Genomic DNA, 12,187 nt, shown 5'->3' with positions numbered 1-12,187 from the left:
TGAGGACAGATTTATGACCGCGCGGACAATTCTCCGCCCGCTGACCCCGGATGACCGCAGCATCTGGCAGCCGCTCTGGGACAGCTATTGCGCCTTCTACAAGGTGGCACTGCCGGCAAGCGTGATCGACGGGCTGTGGGACAAGCTGACCGGCGGCGATCCGGCGATCCATGGCATGCTGGCGCAGAACCCCGAGACCGGCAACGCGCTGGGGCTGATGCATTATGTGCTGCATCCGCATACCTGGAGCCTGAAGACAGTCTGTTATCTGGAGGATCTGTTCGTCACCGAGGCGGCACGCGGCCAGGGCGTCGGCCGGGCGCTGATCGAATGGCTGGCCGGGAAAGGCCGTGAGGAGGGCTGGTTCCGGCTCTACTGGCATACGGACGAGGATAATGCGACCGCGCGGCTGCTGTATGACCGGGTGGCCGGCCCCGCCACCATGGTGCGCTACGCCATTTCCCTGACGAAATAGCCGGAAAAAGCGTCAGCTCAGCCGGCGCAGCAGCGACAGGAAAATCTCGCGCTCATCCTCGGCGAGCGGCGCCAGCGTGTCACGACTGATGCCGAAGGCGGTCTCATAGAGCCCGTCCACCAGTTTCTCGCCGGCCTCGGTCAGCCGCAACACGGCGCGGCGGCGATCGTCTAGGTCGGCCTGCCGGCAGATCAGCTTGCGGGCGATCAGCCGGCGCGCGACCCCCTGGATGGTCGCCGGGTCCATCGCCGTCAGCCGGCCCAGATGGTTCTGCGACAGGCTGCCCTCAGCACGCAGCATGGACAGCGCCGCCCATTGCGTCGGCGTCACCTGATGGTCCTGCATGGCAGCAAGGAAGATCGCCGTGGCCCGCTGATGCGCACGGCGGAGCAGATACCCCACCTGGACTTCCAGCGCGTATCCAGCTTCCTCCGGTTCCGCCATTCGCCTCAGTTCTTCTTTTCAGGCGGCAGCGCCGGGCGGATGTGCAGCTCGCGCAGCTGCTCCGGCGTCACCTCGCTGGGCGCACCCATCAGCAGATCTTCCGCCTTCTGGTTCATCGGGAACAGGATGACCTCGCGGATGTTCGGCTCGTCGGCCAGCAGCATGACGATGCGGTCGATGCCCGGTGCGATGCCACCATGCGGCGGGGCGCCGTAATGGAAGGCATTCCAAAGGGCGGGGAACTTGGCTTCCACCACCGCCTCGGAATAGCCGGCGATCTCGAACGCCTTCTTCATGATGTCCGGGCGATGGTTCCGGATCGCGCCGCTGGACAGCTCCACGCCGTTACACACCACGTCATACTGGAACGCCAGGATATCCAGCGGGTCCATGGTTTCCAGCGCCTCCTTGCCGCCCTGCGGCATGGAGAAGGGGTTGTGCGAGAACTCGATCTTGCCGGTCTGCTCGTCCATCTCGAACATCGGGAAATCAACGATCCAGCACAGCCGGAACACGTTCTTTTCCAGCAGGTCGAGATCCTGGCCCAGCTTGGTGCGGGCCTGGCCGGCGAGTTGGGCGGCCTTCAGCGGCTTGTCGCAGGCGAAGAAAACCGCGTCGCCATCGCCCAGGCCGGTGCGCTGCTTCAGGTCGGCCAGCTTTTCCGGTGACAGGAACTTGGCGATCGGGCCACGCCCCTCGCCTTCCGCGAACATGATGTAGCCCATGCCCGGCGCGCCCATGCTTTGCGCCCAGCTGTTCATGCGGTCACAGACCGCGCGGCTGCCGCAGTTCGGCCCGGGAATGGCGCGCACGACGGCGCCCTTCTCAATGTTCTTGCGGAACACCGCGAAATCGGTGTCGGCGAAAATGTCGGTGACGTCGCTGATGATCAGCGGGTTGCGCAGGTCCGGCTTGTCGCTGCCATATTTCAGCAGCGCCTCGGCGAACGGAATGCGCGGGAACTGGTCCGGCACGCTCCAGTCGGAGAATTCTCGGAACACGCCCGCCAGCACCGGTTCGACAGCGGCGAACACATCTTCCTGCTCGACGAAGCTCATCTCTAAATCGAGCTGGTAGAACTCGCCCGGGCTGCGGTCGGCGCGGCTGTCCTCGTCGCGGAAACAGGGGGCGATCTGGAAATAGCGGTCGAAGCCGGAGATCATCACCAGCTGCTTGAACTGCTGCGGCGCCTGCGGCAGGGCGTAGAACTTACCCGGATGCAGCCGGCTGGGCACCAGGAAGTCGCGCGCGCCCTCCGGCGAGGAGGCGGTCAGGATCGGCGTCTGGAACTCGACGAAGCCCTGATCGACCATGCGGTTGCGGATCGAGGCAATGACCCGGGAGCGCAGCAGGATATTCTGGTGGATGCGCTCGCGCCGCAGATCGAGGAAGCGGTAGCGCAGGCGGGTTTCCTCACCCGCATCCTCGTCGCCCGCCACCTGCAGCGGCAGCACGTCGGCGGCCGATTCCACCTCGAAACTATCGACACGCACCTCGATATCGCCGGTCGGCAGCTTGGAATTGATCGTCTCGGCATCGCGCTTCACCACGCGGCCGGTGACGATCACCACGCTTTCCGGACGCACCGTCTCGACCGTCTGGAACACCGGCGAATCGGTGTCGATGACGCATTGGGTGATGCCGTAATGGTCGCGCAGATCGACGAAGACGAGTTGCCCGTGATCGCGCTTTCGGTGCACCCAGCCGGACAAGCGGATGGTGTCGCCGACATTCTCGGCACGAAGCTGGGCGCAGGTATGGGTACGATAGCGATGCATGGCGTCTTCCGGGGCGTGCGGTGTCCGAAGGGCGGACCCTAGACCATTCCGGGCCAGCCTGAAAGCGCCGGGAGTATGCACTTCGCCCGCCGCTAATCAACAGTGAAGTGGGCGGAGGAACTACCGCACCGTGAAGCTGTAGCGTAACTCGCGCGTGCCGGCACCCGGACCGCCCTTGCGCTCGACACTGGCGAGGCCGGCATAATCGCCCTTCGGCCAGGGCGGCTCGGTGCGCTTTTTGCCGATGAACAGGAACTGGCGCACCTTCGCCGCCGCCATCGTCTCGGCATGACTGGCCATCTGCCGGCCATCCGGGCCGGTCAGCCTCATGTGCAGTATGTCGCCGGGTGCCAGCCCGTTGAATTCCGCCCACAGCACGATGGCCTCGGCCGTGCCGGAGAGAATATCGCCGGGGAACCGGTCTTTCAGCACCTCGTCATATTTCGGGGCGCGCGGTGCCACGCCGATGCGGTAGGGCGCCGGACCATAGGCCAGTGCCTGCCGGGCGGCGGCATCCCAGAGAGGCTTGCGGCCCGGTCCGCATTCCGGCCCGCCTTCAAGCCCCCGGAACGGATCGATGGTCTTGCCGTCCTTACGGACAATGAATTCGAGATGTGCGAAATCGGTGGAGCCGGACAGGCCGACCTGACCCAGCAGGGCCCCGGCCTCGATAGTCTGGCCGGCACGGACCGAAACCGACCCCTTGCGCATATGGCAATATTGCGTCTGCCAGCCGCCCGTATGCTCGATCAGCACGCCATTGCCGCATTCGCGGTCCTTCACCGCCTCCTTGCCGATCTCGGAGACCAGCGCGTCCTGCATGCCATCGCGCACGCCCCTCACCGTGCCGGGGGCGGCGGCGAAGACCGGCACGCCGCGCTGAATATCGCCCAGGCTGGCGAGGCCGATATCGGTGCCATCATGCCCGTCATAGGCCAGCTTGCCGCAGGCGTAATCCATGCGATCCGGGCCGGGATCGACATCGGGCAGCTGGAAGGCCCAGCAATCCTTGCCAGGGTCGCAGCCGATGGGCAGCGACAGGGAGATGTCCTGCGCCGCAACGGGCGCTGACAGGAGACACAGAAAGAGGGCGGGCATAAAGCGCATGATCATATCCATGTCGGGGCACGGGGGGGGCAGCGTCAACCGCACGAACACGGCTGTTTGCAAATTATCCGAAAGCCGTCATATTATCGATATGTCAAAAATTGACATGGCAGGAGAAAGACGTGACGACCAATGTAAGCCTCACGCCAGAGCTGGAGGATTTCACCCGGCTGTGCGTCGAAACCGGCCGTTATGCAAGCGTCAGCGAGGTTGTCCGGCACGCGCTGCGGCTGATGCAGGATCAGGAGCGACGCAAGGCCGCCTTCCAGACCACGCTGGATGCGGCAAGGGCCGGCACGCCGCGTGAACTCGACCTCGTGCTGCGCGACGCCGACTCCATCATCGATGGAAGACGCTGATGGCCGAAGCCTGCTTTACAGCGGCCGCCGCCCGGGACGTCCGTGCCGCCATCGCCAGCCTTGCCGCCGAGAGCCCGGCCACGGCGCGCGCGCTGCGAAATGGCATCAAGACGGCCGGGCGCAGGATCGGAACCGATCCGGAATCAGGCCTTCAAAGCCTAGTGCTGGCCGATGAACCCATCCGGTTCCTGGTCCTGACCGGCTTTCCCTATGTGATGGTCTATGATGCGGGGGCTCAGCCGGCACTCATCCTGCGCATGCTCCATGGTGCCAGCGACCTGCCGGAGCTGTTCGGGCCCTAATCCGTCAGCACCCGCCGCAGATATTCGCCATAGCCGCTCTTGGCCAGCGGCTCGGCCAGCCTTTCCAGCTGCGCCGCGTCGATGAAGCCGAGGCGATAGGCGATCTCCTCCGGGCAGGCAATCTTCAGGCTCTGCCGGGCTTCCACCGTGCGCACGAACTCGCCGGCCTGGATCAGCGAATCATGGGTACCGGTATCCAGCCAGGCGAAGCCGCGTCCCATCTGCTCGACATTCAGATCGCCGCGTTCCAGATAGACGCGGTTCACATCGGTGATCTCTAGCTCACCGCGCGCCGAGGGTTTGATCGATTTGGCGATCTCCACCACGTCATTATCGTAGAAATACAGACCCGTCACCGCCCAGCGCGAGCGCGGCTGCTTCGGCTTTTCCTCGATGGTCAGCGCCTTGTTGCCGGCATCGAACTCGACCACGCCATAGCGTTCCGGGTCGCTGACCAAATAGGCGAAGACGGTCGCCCCACTGTCGCGCGCAGCGGCCCGCCGCAGCCGGTCGGTCAGCCCGTCGCCATAGAAAATGTTGTCGCCCAGCACCAGCGCGCAGGCATCGCCGCCGATGAAATCCTCGCCCAGGATGAAGGCCTGCGCCAGCCCGTCCGGCGAAGGCTGCACAACATAGGAGAGGTTCAGCCCCCATTGCGCCCCGTCGCCAAGCTGTGCCTGGAACAACGGCTGGTCCTGCGGCGTGGTGATGATGAGGATATCCCGGATGCCGGCCAGCATCAGCGCCGACAGCGGGTAATAGATCATCGGCTTGTCATAGACCGGCAGCAACTGCTTGGAGACGGTCTGGGTGAGCGGATAGAGCCGGGTGCCCGACCCGCCGGCCAGAATGATGCCCTTCATGGTACGGCGATTTCCTCAGTTGGATTCTGTAGCGAGCCGAAGCATGGGCAGTGCCCGTGCTTTTGTCAAAGAGCCGGATTCTCCAGTATCTCCCGCAGCACCTCTTCCAGCGCGGTGCGCCAGGGCCGGCGTGGCGGCGCGAAGGCCGCCATCACCTTCGTGCAGTCCAGCACGGAATTGGCCGGGCGCTGCGCCGGTGTCGGGTAGGCGCTGGTCGGGATCGCCTCGACTGTCGGGCGCTTGCCCAGCGCCGGCTCCGCCAGATCGAAGATCGCCTCGGCGAAGCCATGCCAGCTCGTCACACCCTCGGCGGTGTAGTGATAGGTGCCATAGGCCGTGGAACCGCCCAGCAGCTTTTCGGATATCGCCAGGATCGCCGCCGCGATGTCGCCCGCCGCTGTCGGCGCGCCATGCTGGTCGGCCACCACCCGCAGGGCATCGCGCTCCGCCCCCAGGCGCAGCATGGTGTTCACGAAATTGCGGCCCTGCGCGGCATAGACCCAGCTGGTGCGCAGGATGACATGGCGCTCCAGCTCCTTGCGGACGGCGCGCTCGCCCAGCTCCTTGCTGGCGCCATAGACGCCCAGCGGCGCGACCGGGTCGCCCTCCCCGTAGGCGCCTGCCTTGCTGCCATCAAACACATAGTCGGTGGAGACATGGATCATCGGAATGCCGGCCTCCCGGCAGGCAGCGGCCAGCAGGCCCGGCGCCTCGGCATTGATCTGGTAGGCGATGTCCGGCTCTTCCTCGGCCTTGTCCACAGCGGTATAGGCCGCCGCATTCACCAGCAGATCGGCGCCCTCGACAAGGCGCTGGATGGCGGCGGGATCGCGGATATCGGCCTCGGCCCGGGTATAACCCTGGATCGTCCAGCCCTCCGGCAGCGCCAGCCGCAGCATCTCCGTGCCAAGCTGGCCATTCGCACCGGTGACGACGATCCGCGCCATCAGCCGGCTCCCGAAGTCTGGCCCAGGCGCTGGCCCTGATAGGTGCCTTCCAGCACCGGCCGCCACCAGCCCTCATTGGCGAGGTACCAGTCCACGGTGCGGGCGAGGCCGCTTTCGAAGGTCTCGGCCGGCACCCAGCCAAGCTCGCGCTCGATCTTCGTGCAGTCGATGGCGTAGCGCTTGTCGTGCCCCGGCCGGTCGGCGACGAAGCTCTTCAGGCCGTTATGCGGGCGGTGCGGCGACTCCTGCAGCCGCTCGTCCAGCAGCGCGCAGAGCGCGTCCACCACCTCAAGGTTCGTGCGCTCGCACTTGCCGCCGATATTGTAGCTCTCGCCGACCGCACCGCGCTCCAGCACCAGGCGCAGGGCAGTCGCGTGATCCTCGACATAGAGCCAGTCGCGCACATTGTCGCCCTTGCCGTAGATCGGCAGCTTCTCGCCCCGCATCGCCTTCAGGATCATCAGCGGGATCAGCTTCTCGGGAAACTGGTAGGGGCCGTAATTGTTCGAGCAGTTGCTCATGACAATGGGCAGGCCATAGGTCTCGTGCCAGGCGCGCACCAGATGATCCGCCGAGGCCTTGCTGGCGGAATAGGGCGAGTTCGGCTGGTAGCGCGAGGTCTCGGTGAACAGCCCCTCGGAGCCGAGGCTGCCGAACACCTCGTCGGTGGAGACGTGATGGAAGCGGAAATCCCGCTTGCCCGCCTCGTCCAGTCCGCGCCAGTGGGTCAGCGCCGCGTCGAGCAGCGCATAGGTGCCGACGATGTTGGTCTCGATGAAGGCGGCCGGTCCGTCGATCGAGCGATCGACATGGCTTTCCGCCGCCAGATGCATGACCGCCTGCGGACGGTAGGTCTCGAAGATCCGTGCCATCGCCGCGCGGTCGCAGATATCGGCCTGCTCGAAGAGGTAATTGTTCGCGCCGGCGACGGGATCGAGCGAGGCGAGGTTGGCGGCATAGGTCAGCTTGTCGATATTGAGGACGCGCCACTTGCCCTCGGCCACCGCCTGCCGCACCACGGCGGAGCCAATGAAGCCGGCCCCGCCGGTAACCAGAAGCGTCGGCTGGCTCATGCAGTCTCCATCGTGAAAAGGGCCGGAATATCGGCAAGCTTCGGCAGGGCGGCATCCTTGCCGGAGAGGACCGGGGCGCGGCCCTCCAGCGGCCAGGCAACGGCGATATCGGAGTCGTCCCAGGCAATGCCGCGATCATGCGCCGGCGCGTAGGGCGCATCGACCTTGTACTGCACCTCGGTATCGGGCAGCAGCGTCACGAACCCGTGCGCGAAACCCTTGGGCACATACATCTGTGACCAGTTCTCCGCACTCAGTTCAGCACCCACCCAGTGGCCATAGGTGGGGGAGCCTTTGCGGAGATCCACCGCCACGTCGAAGATGGCACCCCGGCTGACCCGCACCAGCTTGGCCTGGGCGAAGGGCGGAATCTGGAAATGCAGGCCGCGCAGCGTGCCCGCCGTGGCCGACAGCGAATGATTATCCTGTACGAAATCCGCCTCGATACCGGCTTCGGAGAAGGCGGCGCGGTTCCAGGTCTCGGAGAAGAAACCGCGATTATCGCCGAAGCGGCGCGGCGTGATCAGCTTCACATCCGGGATGTCCAGGCTGACGATGTCCATGGAAAGCGGCCCTTCCGGCTGGCGGTCGATCTTCATGCTCGGCGGCGGCTCATACCATGCTGAAACCGTCCCCGGCAAGCATGTGCACATAGACCATCGATTGACTATTGATTTACGTCAGAACTTCACGCAACATGGCCTTGCGTACACCGATGACGGGCGGTCCTGACTGGAACGCTGGTGTAAGCAAGCCTCGCGGCATCGGTCCCCCTCCCGATGTCCCCCCTACCGCGCGGCAGGCAGACACCGGATTTCACCAGGGACCGCCCGTTTTCCCTGTTCGCCGGATCAGGAGGCTGCCGGCTCAGCCGGCGTCTCGGTCCAGCGCTTCCAGAATATCGACCAGAAATTGCGGATGCGCGAAGGCGGCCTGATGAATGGCCGGATTGTAATAGCGCAGCTTGATGCCCAGCACCTTGAACCGCTCGGCAATGAGTTCGACCGGCTGGCGGCGCAGCGCCGCATTGTCGGTCCCCCAGCCAAAGGCCATGAAGCCGCCGATATAGGCCGGCACCGGCGCCAGGAAGAAGCTGACATCACTGAACAGCATCCCCAGCCGACGATAGGTGTTCTCCACCGCATAACGCTCGAAGAACGGGATGCCATTCTGGGTGACGATGATGCCGCCGGGCGTCAGGCAGCGCTTGCAGCCGGCATAGAATTCCCGGGAGAACAGGATCTCGCCCGGCCCCACCGGATCGGTCGAATCGACGATGACGACATCGAACCGCTCGTCGGTTTCCTGCACATAGCGCGCGCCGTCGGCGATCAGCAGTTCCATCCGCGGATCGTCATAGGCACCGCCACTGATGCTGGGCAGATGGGCGCGCGCGATATCGACCACGGTGCGGTCGATCTCCACTTGCACAAGCCGCTCCAGCGGGTGCTTCAGCGCCTCTTCCGCCATGCCGCCATCGCCGCCGCCGACGATCAGCACGCGCTTCGCCGCCCCATGCGCCAGGATCGGCACATGGGTCATCATCTCGTGATAGACGAACTCATCGGCCTCGGTGGTCTGGACGATGCCGTCCAGCGCCATGACGCGGCCATAGAGCTGATGCTCGAAGACGATGAGATCCTGATGTTCGGTCTTGTCGCGATAGAGCTGCTTGTCGATGCGCAGCTTCTGGGCAAGGCTGGGGCGCAGCCGTTCCTCCAGCCACGCCTCCCCGTTTCCAGGGCCATTTCCGGGGGCGCTCAAAGGGTGAGCCCCCTTCGATGCTCGCCAAGCCCGACCTGTCCGGGCTCGAAGGCACGGCGCAGCACCGCCAGCGTCTCGTGCGGGCGCGCATCGCCGCACATGAACACGTCCAGCGCGGCATAACCCCGTTCCGGCCAGGTGTGGATGCTGATGTGCGATTCCGCCAGCACCGCCACGCCCGACACGCCGCCATTCGGCGTGAAGTGATGCAGATGGATATGCAGCAGAGTGGCACCCGCCGCCTCCACCGCTTCCTTCAGCGTCTCCTCGATATGATCGATCTCGTCGAGCCGCGATGCCTCCCACAGATCGATGATCAGATGCGTGCCCGCGAAGGCCACGCCATCGCGCACGACAAAATGATCCTTATCCGCGTCGGATTCCCCGATCACGGTGTACGGAACTGTAGCGGCCGTGTCGGCCATGATCGGGGTTTCGCTTGGCATGTCTTCCAAGTCCATCCCCGAGCGGATCAGCGCGCTTTTCGCCATTGTCGCCCTCCTCCCAGCAGATGACCCAGATATCTGGAACAAGCCGGGCATATGGGAGAAGAGGGGCTGGAAAATCAAGAAAAAATGGCAGTTTTCCTTGTAAAATCATTGTTCTGTAAGAAACGAACAGTAAGCGGTGTGCAGGCGCAGCTTTCGACCCCTGGAATCTGCTGCTAGCGTGTCGGGACAATTGGAAAGCCAGCAGAGCATCGCCCCATGCCGACGACATACCGCCCCCTCGCCCTCAGCGATCCCGGCAGCGCTACTGGCAGCGCTACTGGCAGCGATCTGGATAGCATTGCCACCATCCATCGCGAGGCTTGTCTCATCGCCTATGCGTTCATGGGCTGGAGCTACAGCTGGCAGGAATGCCGGGACTGGTATGCCGGAAAGCTGCCTGAGTGGGACTGGGGAATGATCGCTGTCGTGGACGGCGAAGCAGCCGGCTACTCGGCCGGCATGGGCACGCATCTCGACCAGCTGTTCGTGCATCCCCGCCATCAGGGCCAGGGTATCGGCAGTGGCCTGATGCGCGCCGCCCTGGAGCGCACGCCGCCCGTCGAAACGCTGCATGTTTTTGCCGAGAACGCCAAGGCGCGCCGCTTCTACGCACAGTGCGGCTTCCGCGAGGCCGGCCCGGTTCCTGACGGGGGAGGCGCGCATCCGGAATTGGTGTACCGGCGCAACCTGCCGTGACAAACAAAAACGCCGGCCCCGTTTCCGGGACCGGCGCCAAAGATATCAGCCGGAAGCTGGCGTTACGCCGCTTCGTCCGTCAGAGTCGCGGCGTACTCGGTGACATTGGCCATCAGCGCTTCCAGCGCGGCGGCAATCTGCGCATCGCCCTTGGCGGTGACCAGCATGCCCTCGACCACGATGTCTTCCTCGCTCCAGGTCGCACCGGCCTTCTCGGCGGCTTCCTTCGTGCTCTCCTCGCCGGTCACGGTGCGGCCGGCCAGTTCCTCGGAGGCGGCCAGCAGGGTGATGGCGTCACCGAAGGCCGCAACCGGCTGGTTGCCCTTCAGGAAGGCCTTCACGATGCGCTTGCCGTGCGGATCGTCCAGCAGCTTGGCGATGCTGCGCGCGCCGCCCGGGATCAGCAGCGCATCATAATCGATGGCCAGCGTCTGGGTCAGGTCGGCGTCGATCGGGAAGAAGTGGCCCCAGGAATTATCGTGCCAGCCATTCACCAGCCCGTTCTCACGCGACACAATGCGGGTCTGCGCGCCCGACGCGATGAGCGCCTTCTGGGCGTCCGTCATCTGAACTTCCTCGAAACCGCTGGCGACGAGGATGGCGATCTTGCGGCCGGCAAGGCTGGTATCGGTCATATGGAACTCCTTCTGGTTATACGCCGCGCCCTTCGCAGAGAAAAACAGCCGGTCCGGGCAGTCCGTTGGACTGCCGTGCAGAACCCTGCTTGCGGTCTGGCTCGCCATATGCGGACAGAAAAACCGGCCCGATAAGGACCTCAGTCATCTGCGGCGAGAATGCGCGGGGATTGAACTCGCGCTTTACATAAAGTGAAACCGTCACGCTTTCAAGGCTGGTGAGCCAAGGAATCTGCGACGATCTGTCGCGTTTACCCGGATACCGTCAGGATTGGCCGAATAATTGCTGTCCCGCGAGGGGCAGCCTTGCGCCCAGCACACAGCCCGTATCCGATTCCACGATATGCAGGGTTTGCCCGTCCGGCCCGCCAAAGGCAAGGTTGGTGGTCAGCAGCCCCTGGCAGCTGCGCACCCGGTACATCGGCTCGCCTAGCCGGTTGAACACCCACACGCTGCCAAGCCCGACATGGCACACCGCCAGCTCGTCGCCACTGCCCATCGCCAGCCCGTCCGGCCCGGTGCCGCCGGACAGCTGCACGAACATTCCGACCTTCGAGGTGCCGCCGCTGGCATGCAGCGGCAGGCGCCAGACCGCATTGGCGCGGGTGACACCGACCAGCAGGTGGGTTTCGGCGGCGTTCAGCACCAGCCCGTTCGGGCTGGGCACCGTGTCGATCAGACATTCCAGCCGCCCGTCTGCCGTTCGCCGGAACACCCGGCCGGTCGGGTCGTGCAGGCCGGTCTGTCCCTGATCGGTGAAATAGAGATCGCCATTGGATGCGAAGACGAGGTCGTTGCAGCCCTTCAGCCCCTCGGAATGAACATGGCCGACGATGGTCTCCATCGCCCCGCTCTCCGGGTCCAGCTTCAGGATGCCGTGCCGGTAGTCGGCGATCCAGATGCTGCCATCCTTGTGGATTTTCAGCCCGTTCGGCCAGCCGTCATACTGCTTCACCAGCGTCCAGTCGCCGGCGGGGGAGACACGGAAGATGCGCCCGAAGGGGATATCCACGAGATAGAGATTGCCGGCGCGGTCAAAGGACGGGCCTTCCAGGAAACAGTCCGCCGCCTCGCCGCCCTTGTTGAAGATCGACCAGTCGGTGCGGCGCTTGTCGCGGAATTCGTCCGGCAGCCGGAACAGCACCTCGGTCTGCACATCCTGCGGCGGCGCGTAAAGGCTCATGACTTACCCCTCCCCTCTCCAATTCCGGGCTATTAAGCGGTGAGGCGGCACACCGCACAAGTCCGCAAGG

General features: G+C 64.7%; 15 protein-coding genes. 4 read left to right on the top strand and 11 right to left on the bottom strand.

Annotation, left to right across the window (positions count from 1 at the left end):
- Nucleotides 1-13: 13 nt before the first annotated feature.
- Nucleotides 14-475 (top strand): GNAT family N-acetyltransferase, encoded by a 462-nt coding sequence (locus BKM74_RS10225; protein ID WP_086465618.1) that lies wholly within the window; start codon nucleotides 14-16, stop codon nucleotides 473-475.
- Between the two features lie 12 nt (nucleotides 476-487).
- On the opposite strand, the gene BKM74_RS10220 is transcribed toward BKM74_RS10225, so the two are convergent.
- The 3 genes from BKM74_RS10220 to BKM74_RS10210 form a co-directional block, all read right to left on the bottom strand.
- On the bottom strand, nucleotides 488-919 hold the full coding sequence (locus BKM74_RS10220; RefSeq protein WP_086465617.1) for a MarR family winged helix-turn-helix transcriptional regulator: 432 nt from the start codon (nucleotides 917-919) through the stop codon (nucleotides 488-490).
- Nucleotides 920-924: 5 nt separating this feature from the next.
- The gene (aspS, locus tag BKM74_RS10215; RefSeq protein ID WP_086465616.1) at nucleotides 925-2,697 is read right to left on the bottom strand and encodes an aspartate--tRNA ligase; all 1,773 of its coding nucleotides are present in this window, start codon (nucleotides 2,695-2,697) and stop codon (nucleotides 925-927) included.
- A 120-nt stretch (nucleotides 2,698-2,817) separates the two neighbouring features.
- Nucleotides 2,818-3,804, bottom strand: a complete 987-nt coding sequence (locus BKM74_RS10210; RefSeq protein WP_176342483.1) for a M23 family metallopeptidase — start codon at nucleotides 3,802-3,804, stop codon at nucleotides 2,818-2,820.
- A 122-nt stretch (nucleotides 3,805-3,926) separates the two neighbouring features.
- On the opposite strand from BKM74_RS10210, the gene BKM74_RS10205 reads away from it, so the two are divergent.
- Nucleotides 3,927-4,163 (top strand): type II toxin-antitoxin system ParD family antitoxin, encoded by a 237-nt coding sequence (locus BKM74_RS10205; protein ID WP_086465614.1) that lies wholly within the window; start codon nucleotides 3,927-3,929, stop codon nucleotides 4,161-4,163.
- Nucleotides 4,163-4,465 (top strand): type II toxin-antitoxin system RelE/ParE family toxin, encoded by a 303-nt coding sequence (locus tag BKM74_RS10200; protein ID WP_086465613.1) that lies wholly within the window; start codon nucleotides 4,163-4,165, stop codon nucleotides 4,463-4,465. The genes BKM74_RS10205 and BKM74_RS10200 overlap by 1 nt, the downstream gene beginning before the upstream one ends.
- On the opposite strand, the gene rfbA is transcribed toward BKM74_RS10200, so the two are convergent.
- The 6 genes from rfbA to speD form a co-directional block, all read right to left on the bottom strand.
- On the bottom strand, nucleotides 4,462-5,328 hold the full coding sequence (gene rfbA, locus BKM74_RS10195) for a glucose-1-phosphate thymidylyltransferase RfbA (RefSeq protein WP_086465612.1): 867 nt from the start codon (nucleotides 5,326-5,328) through the stop codon (nucleotides 4,462-4,464). The genes BKM74_RS10200 and rfbA overlap by 4 nt on opposite strands.
- Before the next feature lie 65 nt (nucleotides 5,329-5,393).
- The gene (gene rfbD / locus BKM74_RS10190; RefSeq protein ID WP_086465611.1) at nucleotides 5,394-6,275 is read right to left on the bottom strand and encodes a dTDP-4-dehydrorhamnose reductase; all 882 of its coding nucleotides are present in this window, start codon (nucleotides 6,273-6,275) and stop codon (nucleotides 5,394-5,396) included.
- Nucleotides 6,275-7,348 carry a dTDP-glucose 4,6-dehydratase gene (gene rfbB, locus BKM74_RS10185; RefSeq protein ID WP_086465610.1) on the bottom strand — a complete coding sequence of 358 codons (1,074 nt, stop codon included), beginning with the start codon at nucleotides 7,346-7,348 and terminating at the stop codon, nucleotides 6,275-6,277. The genes rfbD and rfbB overlap by 1 nt, the downstream gene beginning before the upstream one ends.
- The gene (gene rfbC / locus BKM74_RS10180; RefSeq protein ID WP_086465609.1) at nucleotides 7,345-7,947 is read right to left on the bottom strand and encodes a dTDP-4-dehydrorhamnose 3,5-epimerase; all 603 of its coding nucleotides are present in this window, start codon (nucleotides 7,945-7,947) and stop codon (nucleotides 7,345-7,347) included. The genes rfbB and rfbC overlap by 4 nt, the downstream gene beginning before the upstream one ends.
- Before the next feature lie 268 nt (nucleotides 7,948-8,215).
- Nucleotides 8,216-9,112, bottom strand: a complete 897-nt coding sequence (gene speE / locus BKM74_RS10175; protein WP_245825899.1) for a polyamine aminopropyltransferase — start codon at nucleotides 9,110-9,112, stop codon at nucleotides 8,216-8,218.
- Nucleotides 9,109-9,603 carry an adenosylmethionine decarboxylase gene (speD, locus tag BKM74_RS10170; protein ID WP_099045575.1) on the bottom strand — a complete coding sequence of 165 codons (495 nt, stop codon included), beginning with the start codon at nucleotides 9,601-9,603 and terminating at the stop codon, nucleotides 9,109-9,111. The genes speE and speD overlap by 4 nt, the downstream gene beginning before the upstream one ends.
- Nucleotides 9,604-9,819: 216 nt before the next feature.
- Here speD and BKM74_RS10165 point away from each other — a divergent pair, with 216 nt between their 5' ends.
- Nucleotides 9,820-10,299, top strand: coding sequence for a GNAT family N-acetyltransferase (locus tag BKM74_RS10165; protein WP_086465607.1), 480 nt, complete (start codon nucleotides 9,820-9,822; stop codon nucleotides 10,297-10,299).
- 62 nt (nucleotides 10,300-10,361) lie between these two features.
- Here BKM74_RS10165 and BKM74_RS10160 read toward each other — a convergent pair whose 3' ends face one another.
- Nucleotides 10,362-10,934, bottom strand: a complete 573-nt coding sequence (locus tag BKM74_RS10160) for a DJ-1/PfpI family protein (RefSeq protein ID WP_086465854.1) — start codon at nucleotides 10,932-10,934, stop codon at nucleotides 10,362-10,364.
- Between the two features lie 265 nt (nucleotides 10,935-11,199).
- A complete protein-coding gene (locus tag BKM74_RS10155) occupies nucleotides 11,200-12,117 on the bottom strand; it encodes an SMP-30/gluconolactonase/LRE family protein (protein ID WP_086465606.1) in 918 nt (305 codons plus the stop codon).
- Between the last annotated feature and the right edge of the window lie 70 nt (nucleotides 12,118-12,187).

This window comes from Oceanibaculum nanhaiense, from assembly GCF_002148795.1.
GTDB lineage: Bacteria > Pseudomonadota > Alphaproteobacteria > Oceanibaculales > Oceanibaculaceae > Oceanibaculum > Oceanibaculum nanhaiense.
The sequence above is the reverse complement of the archived record's forward strand: the minus strand, read 5'-3'. Positions and strand labels throughout refer to the sequence as shown.